The organism is Alicyclobacillus dauci (assembly GCF_026651605.1).
GTDB classification, from domain to species: Bacteria; Bacillota; Bacilli; order Alicyclobacillales; family Alicyclobacillaceae; genus Alicyclobacillus; species Alicyclobacillus dauci.
Window position 1 is genome coordinate 2,048,329 of the sequence record NZ_CP104064.1, and the last position, 16,235, is coordinate 2,064,563.

At 51.7% G+C, this 16,235-nt stretch carries 18 protein-coding genes and 1 tRNA gene; 10 read left to right on the forward strand and 9 right to left on the reverse strand.

Translation table 11 applies throughout. From position 1 onward, the window contains the following. Positions 1-17: 17 nt before the first annotated feature. On the reverse strand, positions 18-188 hold the full coding sequence (locus NZD86_RS10235) for a hypothetical protein (protein WP_268046413.1): 171 nt from the start codon (positions 186-188) through the stop codon (positions 18-20). A 213-nt stretch (positions 189-401) separates the two neighbouring features. Here NZD86_RS10235 and NZD86_RS10240 point away from each other — a divergent pair, with 213 nt between their 5' ends. Continuing rightward, positions 402-1,133 (forward strand): TVP38/TMEM64 family protein, encoded by a 732-nt coding sequence (locus NZD86_RS10240; RefSeq protein WP_268046414.1) that lies wholly within the window; start codon positions 402-404, stop codon positions 1,131-1,133. Between the two features lie 98 nt (positions 1,134-1,231). Here the strand turns inward: NZD86_RS10240 and NZD86_RS10245 are convergent, their stop codons facing one another. Together NZD86_RS10245 and NZD86_RS10250 are read right to left on the reverse strand one after the other, a co-directional pair. Further along, on the reverse strand, positions 1,232-1,546 hold the full coding sequence (locus tag NZD86_RS10245) for a hypothetical protein (protein WP_268046415.1): 315 nt from the start codon (positions 1,544-1,546) through the stop codon (positions 1,232-1,234). 256 nt (positions 1,547-1,802) lie between these two features. After that, entirely contained in the window at positions 1,803-2,063 is a 261-nt protein-coding gene (locus tag NZD86_RS10250) for an AbrB/MazE/SpoVT family DNA-binding domain-containing protein (RefSeq protein WP_268046417.1), read from the reverse strand. Between the two features lie 308 nt (positions 2,064-2,371). Between NZD86_RS10250 and NZD86_RS10255 the strand changes: the two genes are divergently transcribed. Further along, on the forward strand, positions 2,372-2,674 hold the full coding sequence (locus NZD86_RS10255; RefSeq protein ID WP_268046418.1) for a hypothetical protein: 303 nt from the start codon (positions 2,372-2,374) through the stop codon (positions 2,672-2,674). Positions 2,675-2,779: 105 nt separating this feature from the next. Here the strand turns inward: NZD86_RS10255 and NZD86_RS10260 are convergent, their stop codons facing one another. Continuing rightward, positions 2,780-2,956: a hypothetical protein gene (locus NZD86_RS10260; protein ID WP_268046420.1), complete on the reverse strand. Its 177-nt coding sequence runs from the start codon at positions 2,954-2,956 to the stop codon at positions 2,780-2,782. A gap of 308 nt (positions 2,957-3,264) precedes the next feature. Further along, a tRNA-Leu gene (locus tag NZD86_RS10265) sits at positions 3,265-3,351 on the reverse strand. A 211-nt stretch (positions 3,352-3,562) separates the two neighbouring features. Between NZD86_RS10265 and dapF the strand changes: the two genes are divergently transcribed. Both dapF and NZD86_RS10275 read left to right on the forward strand, forming a co-directional pair. Next, positions 3,563-4,408 carry a diaminopimelate epimerase gene (dapF, locus tag NZD86_RS10270; protein ID WP_326492652.1) on the forward strand — a complete coding sequence of 282 codons (846 nt, stop codon included), beginning with the start codon at positions 3,563-3,565 and terminating at the stop codon, positions 4,406-4,408. Between the two features lie 71 nt (positions 4,409-4,479). Next, a complete protein-coding gene (locus NZD86_RS10275) occupies positions 4,480-5,217 on the forward strand; it encodes an NUDIX hydrolase (protein WP_268046422.1) in 738 nt (245 codons plus the stop codon). Here the strand turns inward: NZD86_RS10275 and NZD86_RS10280 are convergent. The 4 genes from NZD86_RS10280 to NZD86_RS10295 are packed head-to-tail and all read right to left on the reverse strand — an operon-like array spanning position 5,195 to position 8,694. Next, complete coding sequence (locus tag NZD86_RS10280) at positions 5,195-5,602, reverse strand: hypothetical protein (RefSeq protein WP_268046423.1); 408 nt, start codon at positions 5,600-5,602, stop codon at positions 5,195-5,197. The two genes, NZD86_RS10275 and NZD86_RS10280, sit on opposite strands and share 23 nt — an antisense overlap. Further along, the gene (locus NZD86_RS10285; RefSeq protein ID WP_268046424.1) at positions 5,586-6,503 is read right to left on the reverse strand and encodes a glycosyltransferase family 2 protein; all 918 of its coding nucleotides are present in this window, start codon (positions 6,501-6,503) and stop codon (positions 5,586-5,588) included. The genes NZD86_RS10280 and NZD86_RS10285 overlap by 17 nt, the downstream gene beginning before the upstream one ends. Before the next feature lie 52 nt (positions 6,504-6,555). Continuing rightward, positions 6,556-7,806: a glycosyltransferase family 39 protein gene (locus NZD86_RS10290; protein WP_268046425.1), complete on the reverse strand. Its 1,251-nt coding sequence runs from the start codon at positions 7,804-7,806 to the stop codon at positions 6,556-6,558. Positions 7,807-7,821: 15 nt separating this feature from the next. Continuing rightward, positions 7,822-8,694 carry an MBL fold metallo-hydrolase gene (locus tag NZD86_RS10295; RefSeq protein WP_268046427.1) on the reverse strand — a complete coding sequence of 291 codons (873 nt, stop codon included), beginning with the start codon at positions 8,692-8,694 and terminating at the stop codon, positions 7,822-7,824. A 132-nt stretch (positions 8,695-8,826) separates the two neighbouring features. Between NZD86_RS10295 and NZD86_RS10300 the strand changes: the two genes are divergently transcribed. The 6 genes from NZD86_RS10300 (at position 8,827) to NZD86_RS10325 (ending at position 16,224) form a co-directional block, all read left to right on the forward strand. Continuing rightward, the gene (locus NZD86_RS10300) at positions 8,827-9,300 is read left to right on the forward strand and encodes a hypothetical protein (protein ID WP_268046428.1); all 474 of its coding nucleotides are present in this window, start codon (positions 8,827-8,829) and stop codon (positions 9,298-9,300) included. Positions 9,301-9,418: 118 nt separating this feature from the next. Next, complete coding sequence (locus tag NZD86_RS10305; protein WP_268046429.1) at positions 9,419-9,994, forward strand: cob(I)yrinic acid a,c-diamide adenosyltransferase; 576 nt, start codon at positions 9,419-9,421, stop codon at positions 9,992-9,994. Beyond that, positions 9,991-10,800, forward strand: coding sequence for an HAD-IIA family hydrolase (locus tag NZD86_RS10310; protein ID WP_268046431.1), 810 nt, complete (start codon positions 9,991-9,993; stop codon positions 10,798-10,800). Before NZD86_RS10305 ends, NZD86_RS10310 begins: the two co-directional genes overlap by 4 nt. Before the next feature lie 159 nt (positions 10,801-10,959). Further along, positions 10,960-11,427 carry a transcriptional regulator NrdR gene (gene nrdR / locus NZD86_RS10315; RefSeq protein WP_268046432.1) on the forward strand — a complete coding sequence of 156 codons (468 nt, stop codon included), beginning with the start codon at positions 10,960-10,962 and terminating at the stop codon, positions 11,425-11,427. A gap of 77 nt (positions 11,428-11,504) precedes the next feature. Further along, the gene (locus tag NZD86_RS10320) at positions 11,505-14,714 is read left to right on the forward strand and encodes an adenosylcobalamin-dependent ribonucleoside-diphosphate reductase (RefSeq protein ID WP_268046434.1); all 3,210 of its coding nucleotides are present in this window, start codon (positions 11,505-11,507) and stop codon (positions 14,712-14,714) included. A 292-nt stretch (positions 14,715-15,006) separates the two neighbouring features. Then, the gene (locus NZD86_RS10325; RefSeq protein ID WP_268043647.1) at positions 15,007-16,224 is read left to right on the forward strand and encodes an IS110 family RNA-guided transposase; all 1,218 of its coding nucleotides are present in this window, start codon (positions 15,007-15,009) and stop codon (positions 16,222-16,224) included. The last annotated feature ends 11 nt before the right edge of the window (positions 16,225-16,235 follow it).

Sequence of the window (16,235 nt, forward strand, 5' to 3'; positions counted from 1 at the left end):
GAAGGTGTCCCTTATGGCTAGTGTGATGCCGTGTCGCGGATACCATTCGCGTCATCCCGCTGCTCGTAAGCAAGAAGAATAATTTCACGGTTCATCTCCGTGCTCAACTGCTTTTCAAGTTTTTTAATGTCATTTAGTGTATCCTCATGTAGGTGTGCAAAATTGACGTCGTTCATATCCATTTCCATGGCTTTGCCTCCAATCCGCCTGTATATCCCTAGTATCGACAAGTGGCGGCAAGTGTACTCCTGATCCTTAGATCTCGAACTGCGGCTCGGACAAATCTGTATGCAGTGACGCATGTCAGCGTATTCATGGAGGAGTCAAGTTGTAGGAAGATTGCTTTTCCAGTCCTTGGGGCAAGATGGTGAGAACAAGATATTGAATGAGGATGAAACGATATGGATACCAACAAGCGCACGAACGAACCGTTTGGAAAGCCCCAATCGTCGAGGCATCCCCATCCGCATGAGCCTGCACGTCGTCAAACCCGACGTATCTCCATCATCACGGTGGTTACCTTAGCTGTTTTCATATGTCTTATTATCTTATTTTTTCGGATTGATCGATCCAACGAGGCCACCCACTTGATTCAATCCACTGGCGTGTTGGGAATTCTGGTATCGATCCTCCTCATGGCCTTATTGAGCATGTTGCCCGTGCCTTCTGAGTTTCTCATGATCGTCATCATGAGAGTCTTCGGCCCACTGTGGGGTGCAGTTTTGAGTTTTGTAGGTACAATGCTAGCCGCCGTAGGTACGTTTCTCCTTGCCAGACACTTCGGCCAGCGGCTGTTGCGTGCTTTTGTCTCAGAAAAGCGTGTGGAGCAGATCTCGGAGTGGATTGGGAGACGGGGAGTGGTGGGACTGATCTTGGTACGAGTCATTCCGTTTCCGTTTATCGTCGTAAACTACACAGCCGGGGTCATTCGATCTGTGACGACGCGCGATTTTATTTGGACTTCTGCTGTGGGAGGAATCCCGTATTACGTGGGCGCCGCACTCGTATACTTAGGTGTTTCCAAACGATATATCATGTGGCTCGTCATCGGAGGACTTGTTCTCGGCATCATCTGGATAGCTGGTTATATATTCAATCGTTATGTCCCGATACTCAAGCGATGGTCACATTGAAGGATGACGGAATAAACTGGCTCAACGTGAAGTTTCTCATTACCATCTATACAAAAAAAGGGCTGCCTTCTACGGCTAGCCCCATACCATGCACCGCATCAGCGTTTTAAAATTTCGCCATTTCCATCAACATCGTGCCACTCACCGTTTAAGTTGAATCCCCCAGCTCGGACGATGTCGTCCATGAACGCGCCGTGTTTGGCCCGAATTTGGTTAAGAACATCATAGTCGATGGTATAAGAATCGGACACGCCAAACGCGCCGAAACCAAAGTCCTTGCGACGGTCGTTGTAAACAATATATCCACGGGTTGGCATGGCCTCGTTGATTTGGTGCCCCTGATAATCTGATGAAACAAATGTCTGAAACTCAAAATTGACGGTGTCATTGTTCCCAGTCACAGGTGTGTCCATTTGTGCTTTCTCCTCTCTTGCGGGGATGTACTATAACATTTCCCGTTTGAGCCTCGTTATCACACAGAACACGTTATCGCCGTTGCACCTGCATATGGTCCACATCCCGATATCACTTGGTCACGGATAAATTATTTACTGTTCGATCACACTAATCCACGTAAGACGCTTCATGTCACACAAAAGCCGCGCTTGCAAAAGATGATGACCTTGCGCGGCTTGTTTCTGTCGTTTTGTTAGTTACATTCGTGGAAATTCAAACAGTGGGGTTTGTCGCGAGCTCGAGCAATTCGTTCCGGCAGTTCTGACAAACAGGTTTTCCCTTAAACTCGGGCACGTCTTCAACGTTGTCGCAGAAGAGGCAAGACTGTTCATACTTCCGCAGAGTGATTCGATCCTCGTTGACAAAAATTTCTATAGGGTCACGAACATCTATGTTCAATGTTTTTCTTAATTCGATTGGCATAACAATTCTCCCTAACATATCCACTTTTCGTACGACCCCAGTTGACTTCATTGATGTTCCTCCTCGTATGTAAACACGATATTCCATAAGCCTGTCGACGAACCACAATTGTCACGAATCATACTCCATGTGGCCGTAGATTTCTATCATCTACGGTACATGTTAACGAGTAGAAGTTTGTCATGTCGATAGTAATCACGTGGATTGGCAAGGAAAATCATCCAGGTTACTGTCGTGGACGGTCGTGCTGTCTCTGCTATGTGACATTGGGCTATATGACGTGGACAATGGCCCGTTCATTTTTTTCTCGTGACTCATACGATGAGGCATCTAGGCATAGGGGAGGGGGGACAAAGACATTGGTACATCCGCTTTATCCTGTTGCATCTCGCCTCGTAGGGCGTCATGTCATCGCCCATCACGTCAACGGTCGGGCATATCCCGGTTACTTGACATCTGTCGCTAGGCATGGAATCTATATGGTACCCGCCCGTTACCGCGTCGTGAATATGGATGGGCTAGACGAACCGACGTTTAGGGAAATTGACTCATGTGACTCAGAAGAGGACTTTGATTTGGTTTATGCTCCCGCTGCTTATTTCGGATTTGGGGCACTCACTGGTTTAACACTTGGAGCATTAGCCGGTGGGTACTATTGGTGATGAAATTGACGTTCTACTCAACCCCCCTTTCAACGGGGGAGTTGAGTTAGGACGTCTCAGAGACTGATGGCGAGTTGGCTGTAAGGTATTGCAGTCCTGACAGGCTTAAAAGCAGCTATTTTCGCAACGCGACGTAAAGCCGAGCCACTCATGTAACTGGAGGCGGGCCACTGCGCCACAAACGGGACACGAGAACGTGGTTTCAGTCGCGTTGTCTCTCTCAATGATCGTCAATGCACTTTTTTCCGCCTTGAGAATTTCATCTAACATCTCTGAATGCATCCGTTGGCCTCCATTCCAGTTACAGATGAATCACCTACCAGGTAGATGAGAGAAAAGGGTATGATTGAACTATGTATTCAGCTACATCCGGATCGCTCGCTAGTATAACTATAGCTCTTAATGATTTGTAATTTCAAGTCATTCAAGTAGATATTGGTAAGTGTCTTCATGATACATAAAACGGGCACCGCTTCAAAGGGTTACTGGGTGAGAGAGGGGAGTTCCCTACTGGACTATGTGGAGATGAAAGTGGAGAATTCTTTCAACACAAAAAAATCTTGTGTCCATGTGACACAAGATGAAATCTTTGGTGCGGTCGAGAGGACTTGAACCTCCACGGGGTTGCCCCCACAAGAACCTGAATCTTGCGCGTCTGCCAATTCCGCCACGACCGCATATGGTGTTGTTGAGACATGATACGTTGTCAACGAACTACATTATACGTGCGTCAGATACTGTTTGCAAGCATATTTTTTGCCGAAACCGTGCGTCGGACAAGTTTGGAATGAAAAACAAATACGTCTTATAATATACAAAACGGTCCTTTATTTATCATTATCCATATCCTTTTTGGTCTGGAAAGCTTGAAGAGGGGGCAGAGCACACTTGAAGTTCACAAAGATGCACGCGTTAGGAAACAACTACATTTATGTATCGACATTCGACACCAAGTTACCGAATGTCGGGTTGGCTGATTTGTCACGTGTGGTCAGTGATGTGCGTCATGGGATTGGCGCGGATGGGCTCATCCTCATTCAGCCTTCAACGGTGGCGGACGTAGGGATGAGAATCTTTAATGCGGACGGATCGGAAGCGGAGTCTTGCGGAAATGGCCTTCGCTGTGTCGCAAAATATGCATATGAAAATCGCCTCGTTGTGGAGTCACAGTTTTCCATTGAAACCAAGGGGGGAATCGTGCAAGCGAATGTGCAGGTGCTGCCAAATGGCCTGGCCGGAATGATTACGATTGACATGGGTGTTCCCAAATTTGGCCCAGAATCCATTGTATATACCGGACATGACACAGATGGTGATGACGTCGTCATTGAGGTGGATGGCATCCGCTATGTTGGTTCCGTGGTGAATATTGGTAACCCTCACTGGGTGACGGTAGTCGACGACGTAGACGACGAGTTCGTTCGTCGTGTGGGACCAAAAGTCGAGTCCGACGAAGTGTTTCCTGAACGCATCAATGTAGAATTCGTGTCTGTATTGAATCCGAAGGAAATTGATTTTCGCGTGTATGAGCGCGGATCAGGGGTGACGTTCGCCTGTGGCACAGGGGCATGTGCCAGTGTGGCAGCGTTGATTCGAAAGGGTTTCGTAGGAGATAGGGTCACGGTACATTTGCTCGGTGGGGATCTGGAAATAGAGCAATCGAAAGATGGGCGGATCCTGATGACAGGAGAAGCCGTTACAGTGGCTGATGGGAACTTCCACTGGCCCGCATGACCCATGCTGAAACGCGTCTTCCCCAAAGACATAATGTACAAGTCAGTTTTCGACGAAGGGATTGTGGCGTGATGGAAGCGGGAACGGGGTCAAAGCCTCTAGGGGATCGTCCCATTCGTCCCGCAGCGACGTTGCTGCTCGTCAGGGACGGTCAGTCGGGGCTTGAGATCATGACAGTAAAGCGATCAAAAACGGTGACTTCGTTTCCCGGTTTTATTGCATTTCCCGGGGGGGCAGTTGAGCAGGACGACGAACTTTGTGTGCGCAAGTTTGGGGTCGGTGACGTTCGGGGTGCACAGCATTCCGATGACGCGGTGTTTGCGTTTGCGGGGTTGCGTGAGACGGCGGAGGAGATCGGGTGGCTTGGGGGCATTGTTCGACAAGACGGCAGTCCCTATTCGACGATGATTCCGCCCCAGACACAGTTGTCGTTACTTCGTGACAAGGATGTTTTGAGTCGCAAACTGGAGGCTAACGACTGGCGGATTGCACTCTCTGAATTGCGCTTTGTGGGCCGATGGGTCACGCCGATTGAAACGAACATTCCGGTCCGCTTCGACGCCCGGTTCTTCGTCATGAGAGGGTTTCAGAAAGAGTTACCTGTGCGAGTTCACCAAAATGAGTTGGACTGGGCCAGATGGTACCGGCCATCCGTGCTGTTGGATGAAGTGAGAGAAGGCAGGGCAGCGGCGGCACTGCCAACGATGTCTATGTTGCGCGCTTTGGCACGAGCAACAGACGTCGAGTGGTGCTTAAATCACCTGGACGTGCCGTCGCCGCACCCCATTATTTCAGAGCGACCAGACTAACACCAACTAGGATGACACCTACCCCAACCCACCGCAGTGGTGGAACGTGTTCGTGGAAGATGAAAATGGAGATGAAGATGGCTGCAACATAGGCGAGACTCTGTAATGGATATAGTAAACTCAACGATAGTTTGTTGAGCAAAAATATCCAGATGACTGTGGCCACGACGTAGAGAATGATCCCGCCAATCACCCACGGGGAAAACATGGCGACGATAACGCTTTTCAGGTTCGTTAGGTCCCGGTCTTTGAGCCCGTATTTCCAAAGCGTTTGGCCTGCGACCAAGAGAATGACGTTTGACAGAATCATAATTGCATACAGCAAAGAGAATCTTCCTTTTGTCCGGCCGATCTCGCCGGACGTTTCTTTATTCACGGTACTCATTCTGCCTCAACTCGTATTGATCACGATGATTGCGGACAATCGTGTCAAGAATAAAACCACACGTAAGCGAGTTCGTCGCCAACACCATCAGGCCCACTGCCAGAATGGCAGATGGCATCTTAGCGATAAGGCCTGTTTGAAAGAATTCCGTTACCACAGGGACGCCCACCAGGAGGCCCAACACGAAGAAAATCAAAGCAATGAAGCTGAAAAACGAGAGCGGCTTGTAGTCTTTAAAAATCCAGAAGACTGTTTTCAAGACGCGTATCCCGTCTTTCACCGTGTTGAGCTTTGACTCGCTCCCGGGTGGTCTGTCGCGGTATTGAATAGGTATCTCCAGGATTCGAAACCGCTTGTCCAACGCGTGTAAGGTCATCTCAGTTTCAATTTCAAATCCTTCACTCTTGACTGGCATGGTCTTCGCAAAGCGTCGATTGAAGACGCGATAGCCTGTCATAATGTCGCGAAGGTCGGATCGGAAAAGCCGGTTGATGAGGCCCTTCACAAAGTGATTGCCGAAGTTGTGAAATGGTCGTTTGTTTTCACTCTCGTACGATCCGTCGGAATGCCTGTCACCAATAGTCATATCCGCTTCCTCGTCGATGACTGGCTTCATCAAGTCATGGACAAACTCTGCTGGATATGTGTCATCTCCGTCCGCCATGACGTATATGTCCGCGTCAATGTCCCGAAACATGGAGCGCACGACGTTTCCTTTACCTTGTCTCGACTCGCGACGTACCACGGCGCCAGCGTTGCGGGCAATTTCGGCCGTCTTGTCACGTGAGTTGTTGTCATAGACGTAAATCGTGGCTTCCGGGAGTTCGCGCCGGAAGTCACGTATAACCTTCTCGATTGTAAGTTCTTCGTTGTAACAGGGAAGTAGCACTGCAATGCGCATCGTTAAGAGTTGCCTCCGTCCTCCGAAATCCTGCAACAAAGAATACCACGCTTTACCCGTTTGGAACAGTTGCTCGCCTGTTGCGGATCAGTTTAACAGCGAGATCGACCAGGATCATGACACCGATAAACATAAAGGGCATATTTGGGAATACGTACCGATTGATCGGGATGAAGGGTAACTGTACGACCACGAGGAACACTGCCATCGCACTGACCCAGCGCATACGCGGTCGCCAGAACCCTAAGATCAGACCGACAGCGCCTAAAATGACCCAGACCAAGTGGATTTGGGCATAGCCAAATGTGATCCTGGTTAGTATGGTCGGATCGTAACCCGGTGTACTCATGTACCACGGAGTTCCAAATAGCAAGCCTAGTTTGTCAATCGTATACCATTTTAGATATACAAGCGGGTGCTGCGTAAACCCTTCGATGATGCGATGAATGGCCAACTGCTCTTGCTGTCCAGGCGTTAAACCGCTCGCCAAGTTCGTGTCGTGTTGAAAATTCGGATCCGACCCAAACAAAAGCGGATTGCCCATATCATCGTCTGTAAGAGTGAAATGATGCATGACGCGGACGTTGCGCACCCACCAAGGCAGCATACACACGATAAAGGCCGCGAGGTATCCGAGCCAGTTTGTGAGCTTTGTTCGTAGAGCCTCACGATTTGGCCAGTCTTGTCGTTCTAGTAGCAACACGAGTGGTGCTACAACAAGTGGCATGATACTTGGTCTCACGAGTGTCGTCAACGCGAGCATAACCCCTGCGAGAACGAATCGCCAAAAAGATCTGTTCTGTAGTGCAAAGAGAAATGACCAGGTGAACCAGACCAGGAAGAATACATATAGCGTTTCCGTCAATAACTGATCAGCGGCCCAGGTGGCAGGTGGATAAATGAGCCATAAAACGGCCCCGACAAAACTGGCCCAGATGGGCAGGAAGTAACGCATGATCCGGTACAGTCCGAAGACCGTTGCAGCGGCGAGTAAGTGCTGGATAGTCGTCGCCACGTGCATTTGTACTTGGTGGTTGTGTGACGTAATGAGGGTTATCCAATAAGCAAACTCCAAAAATAAAGGATAGCCTGGTGTCACTTGTGCTGCAGGTCCCCAACTCCAATAAGTATAAACGTGTTTGAGGAGGAGAACGACGGCGGAGTGATCGTAATGCACTGCATCTCCGCCGAGGTGGATCGGGTAGCGCCAGAAGTCGCGGGCGAAGTATAGGTGATATAGCGTCGCAATGATGACGAGCGTGATACTCGCGACGAAGTCCCGCCTGTCTCGATATCGTGTCATGAAGTAACTGCCCTCCTACCTTCTACGCGAGTAGACCATTTGGAATTTCGGCGCCTGTGCCCGACGTGTGACCTGACCTAACTCGATGAGGCGTGTGAGATGAGCTTGGGTCGTTCGCGTTGCAACCCATAACGCAGGTCCCAGCCCCCGATCCCCATAGATAGCCGTGACGATGTCATCAACGGTTCTCGGTGCCTCGCTCAACAACTGGAGGATCCCTGCTTCTCGCTCCAGGCGGTGCGCGAGAAGAGCACGGCTGGCTTCCTGAGGGGACTCGATGGGGTCTCCGTGCCCGGGCAGCGCCAGGTTTGCAGGACTTTCTGCAATATCTTCGAGCGCACGGTAATAATCGTTCATGTGACCGTCAGGCGGCCCAATCCAAACTGTTCCGACTCCAGCCATGTGATCACCGACGATGAGTAAATTGTCCGGTTCAATCATGACGTGCAAATGTCCATGTGTGTGCCCCGGTCGATGCATGATGCGCAGGTTGACATCGCTAAGATGCATGACGCCACTCGGTGCCCGCAAGTCCGCCGTAGGCACGTTCATTTCCTTGGCGGTACCGGCGTGATCGAGTGGGTGTGCATAGACGGGAGCTGGGAAGTGCTGCTGCAGGAGGGGAATGCCCCGCGTGTGGTCGAGGTGGTAGTGCGTCGCAATATATGCGATCACGTTGTCGATTCCCTCCGACCGAATCACCTTGGCCACTTGTGCGACAGTCGCCGTGTCCTCGCTGCCGCAGTCCACGACAATGGCATCGGTACCTGCGTGAACGACATATGTATTGGTCTTGTCTAATGGCGGCAACGTGATGGTCGGGACCGCGATGCGAAAGACGTGTGGGCTGAGTCGATCAGCCTTGAGTTCAGCTTCTTGTTCCTTCACGAATACCACCCCTCAAAGTTTCAGTTTCATGTTAAGAGTTTCACCGCAACTGGTCAATTTGTTTACGGACCCGCACAGTCGTATGACACGGCTCATATCCATAAGAGAGAATATATGATAGGGGAAATGGACATGGCAGATGCGAAGACACATCCAGTCTGGGGTCCAGGGCTGCAAGCGCTTCGCCGTTCTCAATACGCGCAACAAGTCTTGGCATCCATCGTACACGAATGGACTGTTATTGACGGCCTCAGCGCGTTTGTCAAACAATCGAATTTGCTGACCTTGGTGGACGCCTCCAGTGCTTATCGGACAGAGGCTGTTGGAGACTGTATTCGTCTGCATTTTATTCCACCGGCCGAAGACGAAGAACACCGTCGTATCATCGGGCGTCTGTTATCATCAACGGCAAAGGCGAGAAAGGCCGATAAACTGTCCGAACTTGTTCTGGCCGATATGCGGACGGTAGAATCGATTGACAAGTCGTGGGCCGAAATTGCGACGATGTGGCATGAGCAGCGCTGTTATTGGTTAAAAGCGGCAGCATTGTCTGTACGCCAAGCTGTCCCGGAAAGTGTGTGGACGGGGTCGGGATCGCAAAGTTAAATTGCATGTGGTCGGGATTGGCACGGCCAGAGACCATTTGTCTTGATGGGCTGTGCCTTCGGCATGTGAATAGGGTACAGTGGTAGACTACATGAGTGAACGATGGAGGGTGAGTGGCATGCGGATTTATACCCGTGGTGGAGACAAAGGAGAGACAAGCCTGATCTATGGCAGGAGAATCGCGAAAGATGACCTTCGCGTCGAGACGTACGGTGCGATAGACGAAGCGAATGCCATCATTGGCGTTGCTGCCGCCATGCTGACCGATGCAGTGTTTGCTGATCTGCAGCAGTTGCTCGGCCGAATTCAGCGAGACCTGTTTGACGTTGGACGGGACCTGGCAACACCTGATGAAAAACGAGAGACTTCATTTGTCACGTCGTCAGATGTGGCGTTTCTAGAGCAGGCTATCGATCATCTCGACACCAAACTACCACCCCTGCACCAATTTGTGCTTCCAGGTGGCACGAGCGCCGCAGCACACTTGCATCACGCACGTACAGTCGTGCGCCGGGCGGAGCGCAGAGTTGTGCGGCTTAGCAAATCTGGTACGGTGCTGCCGGCTGTACAGGGCTATCTCAACCGGCTCTCAGATTTATTGTTCGTCATGGCCCGGACGGTCAACTATCGACTCTTGCACGAAGAACCAGGCGTAGACTTTCATGCGCCAAAACCGGAGGTTACATGTGAATGAATAAACGGTTCCAACTCGCTCTGATCGATCTCGACGGGACACTCTGGCGCGGAGGCACAGTTATCCCAGGTGCCCCCGAGTTTGTCTTGCGTTTGCGCGACTCGGGTATTCGACCCGTGTTCTTCACGAATAACTCGACGCGCACCCCGGAAGAGGTCGTGTACGCTTTAGAAAACTGTAAGATTCGTGCAGAAGCCGAGGAAGTTTGTACGTCCGCGCAGGCGGCGGCGCATGTTCTGCACAGCAAGATCAAGGCTGGTTCCATTGTGACGTACGTGGGAGGCAGTGGACTTCAGACGGCCCTGGAGGCGGAACGGTTTGACGCGCGTCGTGCGAAGGAAAGCGAGCTTCACAGCACTTGGCTAGGGGACGCGCAAGGCGCAGTCGTAGGTATGGACGTGACGGTCAGTTATATGGATTTGGCGGTCGTCTGCCGGGTTGCTCACCGCTTGGGCTGGTTCGTACTGACAAATCCGGATGTTCGCCTACCTGTGGAGGATGGTTTTTTGCCAGGGAACGGGTCACTTGGTGCGCTCGTTGCGACTGCGTCTGGCACAAAACCAATCGTTACCGGAAAACCGGACGCGACATTTGTTGACTTTGCGTTGGAACGTTACGGTGTCGCACGAGAAGACGCGGTCATTATCGGAGACAATTTATATACAGACATCCTCGCCGGCAACCATGCGGACGTGTACAGCATCTTGGTGAAAACGGGTGTCACACTCCCTGGTGATGACGACCATATTCACCCCAACGAAATTGTCGAATCTGTCGATAATATCTTTCGACAAGAGAGTCGCTAGATATCTAAAAAAGCCCGCCGCTATGCCGTTTTCAGCGTCTATTGCGTCTCTTGCCATTCATACATATAGTGTGTATAATGTGCCTGTTGTCCACTACGGACACCACATATATGGTTCTTTTTCGGGTCGTGTATACTCTCGTGAGATGAGGGAGAATGAATGAAATGTCCATATTGCGACGCGGAAAATACACGAGTTGTCGAATCCCGTCCGGGTGAAGATGGGACAACCATTCGGCGGCGGCGCGAGTGCGTAGCTGAGGATTGTGGACGAAGATTTACTACATACGAGCGATTGGAACAACGCCCTCTCATGGTTGTCAAGAAAGACATGGAGCGGGAAGAGTTTTCGCGCGAAAAACTGTATCGCGGGCTCATGAAGGCCTGTGAAAAGCGTCCTATTTCCGCTGAACAAGTCGAATCCGTGTGTGCGGATATTGAGCGGACGTTGCGAATGGAATTCGAACGGGAAGTTCCGTCGTCAGTCGTTGGCGAACGCGTGATGGAGGCATTGAAGGAGCTTGACGGCGTTGCTTACGTAAGATTTGCGAGCGTCTATCGAGAGTTTCGAGATGTCGAAACGCTTGCCCAAGAAGTGTTGTCGCTGTTGGGAGAGAAACGAAAGTAAGTCAATTGGATGAATTCGTCAAGGAATCTGAACTGAATTCATTTGATTCATAGAAGTATTGGATGGAGGGTGCCACTATGGCAAATGTCACGGACGATCACATGCTCCAATTTACCGCAGAAGATGTTCTCGGTGCGACGGGTGAAAAAATTGTCGCTGACCGATATCTTCAGAAGGATGTTCAAAAGAAGACGTTAGCGGTGGGGGCGCTTGTCGTCGCTGTTCTCGACAAAAAGCGGGCATATCACGAGTTGGCTCGTGTCGTCGCGATCGATACGAAACAGGATCAGGTGACGGTCGAACTGCGCGACGGCGTTCAGGAAACACTGCCCGTACAACAAGTGGACGTGTTGCTCGAGACTTCACCGAAACAGATGTGGCAGCGTGTTGCGGCTGGTGCGGCAACTGTTACGAACGATCCCGCTCGTTGGGAAAAGGCATTCTACGAACTCCAAAATCATTGGCGCTATGTACCTGGTGGTCGCATCAATGCGTCGATGGGGACGGGCATGCAAACGACTAGCTATAACTGTTTTGTCATTCCGAGTGTCGGACCGTCACTGCGTGATTATGCGGAATCGTTCGGTCAAACCCTGGAAATTCAAGCGCGCAGCGGTGGCGTTGGCATGAATCTGTCTCGCATTCCACCACAGGGCACCCTTGTACCCATCTCCGAGGGATCCCGTGTGCTCGATCTGTGCCTAGTGTTGGACATCTGGCATGGAGACATATTCGACTTCCTCGAAGCCAGCTATCCGCATAGTACAAAGGTTGTTCGTTTAAGTGGTGCGTTTATGCGCGCAGTGGAAGAGGATTCTGAGTGGCATTTTGTCTTTCCGGATACCTCGGTTGAAAATTACGACGAACTCTGGAATGGGCGAATTGAAGACTGGCTGGCTGCGGGTTATCCGGTGGTTAAATCGGAAGGTGAGTCCGCACGGAAACTGTACGAGAAAATCCTTCAGAGTGACGTCAAGGTGCTTCCAGACCTGGTGGGCAGTGTCCTGTACCCGGGCGATCAGCGCAGCACCATTGCTTCAACGCTCGGTGATATGTGGGAACTCATGAAGGATGGCAAACGCGTCAGCGTGGTTCTGTCGTCGCTTCGTCCACGGTATAGCTATGTTCGCGGAGTGAACGGACGTAGTTCAGGCGCTTATTCCTGGGGCCAGCTGTATGATAAAGGCAATCAAGTGTTCGGTGAAGGATTTGGCCCTGTCGGCGTTGGTGAAATTATGAGTGTGGGCTGTCAGTTGACGCTTCAAGGCGGATCGCGCCGTGGTGCATTAATGCTCATCCTCAACGACCGCCATGCGGACGTTTTGCGTTTTATTCGCGCGAAACAAGTGGATGGCGTGATCACGGGCGCCAACATCAGTGTGGGCATATCGGAACAGTTCATGGAGGCAAAAGAGGCTGACAGACCATGGGAAATCGGCTTCGTACCAGGTGAGGCAAATGAGCAGTTCGATGGCAACTTTGACACGTGGCTGACGGCGAACCAACCGTTCGAAGTGACACAGACCTTGTCCGCACGCGAATTGTGGGACGAGTTGTGCCTGTCTGCATGGAAATCTGCCGAACCGGGCGTCGTTTTCTTGGGCCGGGCCAACCGCATGAGTAACTCTTGGTACTTCAATCCTCTTGTTGCTACGAACCCTTGCGGAGAGCAGCCGTTGCCGGCAAACGGTATCTGCAACCTCGGTGCTGTTGTGTTGGCTCGCTTTGCAAATGGGTTCCGGAACAGCGGTGTGCAGGCATCGTTCGAGGATCCAGAAAAGGAAGCGTACATCCGTTCATGTTTGGCCAAGCAGTTTGATGAAAAAGAAACGGACTTCCTGTTACATCACATTCGCTGGGAAGAACTCGAAGAGACCACGCGCAGCGGCCTGCGCTTCCAGGATGCGGTCATTGATGCGACGTACTACCCATTCGAAGCGAACCGTGAAAATCAAATGTCCGAACGTCGCGTAGGACTCGGGATCATGGGTCTTCACGACCTCCTCCTGTACTGTGGCATCCGCTACGGCTCGGAAGAGTCAGTGAAGCTCATCGATGTGCTTGTGGGGCTCATGGCTGAATGGTCCTACTTGGAATCTGTGGAGTTGGCCAAGGAGAATGGTCCATTCCCACGTTTTGACGCAGACAAGTTCCTCCAATCCGGTTTCATGCAACAGATGGCGGCGGATCGTCCTCACGTCACGGAAGCCATTCGTCAGCACGGCGTTCGCAATGTGACGACCATGACGATTGCACCAACTGGTACAACCGGGACGATGGTCGGCTGCTCAACAGGCTGTGAGCCGTACTATGCGTGGACGTACTTCCGGAATTCTCGCCTGGGAATGTTTGAAGAGCATGCTGCCATTGTGGACGAGTTCCTCAAACAAAACGGTGAAGACGCTGAGTTGCCGAGTTACTTCGTAACGGCGATGGAACTGAGTCCGGAGGATCACGTGCGTGTCCAAGGGGCGCTGCAGAAGTGGATCGACAGCTCCATCTCCAAGACATGTAACGCACCGAATTCGTACACCGTCGAAGACACGAAACAACTGTACGATCTCGCCTACTCCCTCGGTTGCAAAGGCATCACGATTTATCGTGACGGATCGCGTTCCGAGCAGGTATTGTCGCTGAAGTCCGACAATGCAGATGAAGAGAGCAACAATAATGCATCGACGGCGACGGACCAAATGGTCGATGTTGCTGCAACCGTGGCGTCCGCGCCGAAAACACAGGGCTATGTGAAGCGGAAGCGCCCAGAAGTATTGTACGGGGCAACATATCGCAAAGATACGCCGCTCGGGAAGGCGTATATCACCATCAACGACGACCCCGAAGAACATGTTGCGACGGAGATATTCGTCAACATTGGCAAAGCAGGCACGGACGTCTATGCGGCGAACGAGGCTTTGGGTCGCGCTATCACACTGTACCTTCGCGATTCGGGCAACCCGAACAGAGAGGCAGAGTTGGTCAAGCACTTTTCGGGAATCGGCGGATCGAGTGCAGTCGGTTTCGGTAGCCGACGCATCACTTCCGTGCCGGACGCCATCGCGAAGTCACTCATTGAGCACGCGGAAACATTCCCACTGCGGCAAGCGTCATTCGAGGAATGGGCCAGCGGGCAGGAGACGGCCGCAAAGGAATCGCAACCGGAAACAGAGCGGAAAACGTTGCGATCCTATTCCGTGGCGAAAGACTGGTGCCCGAATTGCCACCAACACTCACTCGTTCAAACGGGTGGATGTTACGAGTGCGAGGCATGTGGTTATAGTAAGTGTTGATCCGTTTGCGATCGCAAGCCAGAAGAAAACTGGGATGTGATTTCGCATAAGACCCCCATGCCGCCAGGCGGCACCACAATCTATGAAAATGTGTATCAGTGATCTACTATGTCGCTAGACAGCCACACGGAGCTCGTCGCCCCCTGGTACTACGAGTCCGTGCATAAGACGGAGTTGGCGACCTGGAGCACCACGATTTGTCGCTCCCGCTGTCGGGAAGCACGTACGGTAGAATTCCTATCGCATCGGTCGCCACGTGGCTGTACTTCTTTCAGTGGGGAGTGGCAGCATTATGCAGGTTGTACACGAGCGATGCTGCGGACTGGATGTCCACAAGAAGAAGGTCGTTGGATGTGTTATCACACCGGAGACTAAGGAGGTTCAGACGTTCGGAACGATGACCGATGACCTGGAGTCCCTAATAGAGTGGATTCTCGGTCACGGATGCACGCATGTGGCGATGGAAAGTACGGGTGTCTTTTGGAAGCCGATCTTCAACCTTCTCGAAGACAAGGATCTCGAAGCGTTGGTCGTTAATGCCCAGCATATCAAACAGGTTCCTGGCCGAAAGACGGATGTCCGGGACGCTGAGTGGATAGCGGACCTGCTACGCCATGGTCTGCTCAAGGGGAGCTATATCCCTGACCGAAATCAGCGTGAACTGCGGGAACTCGTCCGGTACCGAAAGTCTCTCATCCGGGAACGTGCCAATGAAGTCAACCGCCTCCAGAAAGTCCTTGAAGGAGCAAATATCAAGTTGGCATCGGTGGCAAGTGATGTGGTTGGTGTATCGGGTCGAGCCATCCTCACTGAACTCATTGGTGGCCAAATTGATGAATCACGGCTCAAGGAGCTCGTGAAGGGGCGCCTACGCAACAAGACCGCAGAACTGAAACGTGCATTGCATGGGGTTGTGCGTCCGCATCAACAGATGATGCTTGCTGTCCAGCTTCGGCACATCGATCACCTTGATGAGTTGATCGAGGAAGTGAGTGCTGAAATCGAGCAGCGGATGCGCCCTATTGACGAAGATCTCCGGCGAATCCAGACGATACCTGGAATTGGCAAGCGGACGGCGGAACTCATACTGGCGGAGATTGGTACCGACATGAGCCGGTTTCCAAGTGCGCACCACTTGGCGTCCTGGGCGGGGATGTGTCCGGGCAACAATGAAAGTGCGGGTAAACGACGAAGTGGCAAGACCCGCAAGGGAGATCCTTGGTTACGAGAAGCGTTAATCGAAGCCGCTCGTGGTGCCGCCAGAACGAAGAACACCTATCTGTCCGCTAGGTATCATCGGATTGCTGCGCGCCGAGGATCCAAGAGAGCAGCCGTGGCGGTCGGTCACTACATGTTAATCATCATATACCACATGCTGGTTAATCAGACGGAATACGAGGACCTTGGGCCAACGTACCACGAGGAGAGGAACCGAGAACGAGTTATTCGTCGTCACTTGCATTCGTTGGAGAAACTTGGTTTGACAGTCACAGTTCAACCAGCTTCCTGAAATCACCAACA

Bases quoted from the DNA above. Each gene is read 5' to 3' on its own strand.
- NZD86_RS10235 (WP_268046413.1), bottom strand. From the start codon at position 188: ATGGAAATGGATATGAACGACGTCAATTTTGCACACCTACATGAGGAT.
- NZD86_RS10240 (WP_268046414.1), top strand. From the start codon at position 402: ATGGATACCAACAAGCGCACGAACGAACCGTTTGGAAAGCCCCAATCG.
- NZD86_RS10245 (WP_268046415.1), bottom strand. From the start codon at position 1,546: ATGGACACACCTGTGACTGGGAACAATGACACCGTCAATTTTGAGTTT.
- NZD86_RS10250 (WP_268046417.1), bottom strand. From the start codon at position 2,063: ATGAAGTCAACTGGGGTCGTACGAAAAGTGGATATGTTAGGGAGAATT.
- NZD86_RS10260 (WP_268046420.1), bottom strand. From the start codon at position 2,956: ATGCATTCAGAGATGTTAGATGAAATTCTCAAGGCGGAAAAAAGTGCA.
- NZD86_RS10275 (WP_268046422.1), top strand. From the start codon at position 4,480: ATGGAAGCGGGAACGGGGTCAAAGCCTCTAGGGGATCGTCCCATTCGT.
- NZD86_RS10280 (WP_268046423.1), bottom strand. From the start codon at position 5,602: ATGAGTACCGTGAATAAAGAAACGTCCGGCGAGATCGGCCGGACAAAA.
- NZD86_RS10285 (WP_268046424.1), bottom strand. From the start codon at position 6,503: ATGCGCATTGCAGTGCTACTTCCCTGTTACAACGAAGAACTTACAATC.
- NZD86_RS10290 (WP_268046425.1), bottom strand. From the start codon at position 7,806: ATGACACGATATCGAGACAGGCGGGACTTCGTCGCGAGTATCACGCTC.
- NZD86_RS10300 (WP_268046428.1), top strand. From the start codon at position 8,827: ATGGCAGATGCGAAGACACATCCAGTCTGGGGTCCAGGGCTGCAAGCG.
- NZD86_RS10305 (WP_268046429.1), top strand. From the start codon at position 9,419: ATGCGGATTTATACCCGTGGTGGAGACAAAGGAGAGACAAGCCTGATC.
- NZD86_RS10310 (WP_268046431.1), top strand. From the start codon at position 9,991: ATGAATAAACGGTTCCAACTCGCTCTGATCGATCTCGACGGGACACTC.
- nrdR (WP_268046432.1), top strand. From the start codon at position 10,960: ATGAAATGTCCATATTGCGACGCGGAAAATACACGAGTTGTCGAATCC.
- NZD86_RS10320 (WP_268046434.1), top strand. From the start codon at position 11,505: ATGGCAAATGTCACGGACGATCACATGCTCCAATTTACCGCAGAAGAT.
- NZD86_RS10325 (WP_268043647.1), top strand. From the start codon at position 15,007: ATGCAGGTTGTACACGAGCGATGCTGCGGACTGGATGTCCACAAGAAG.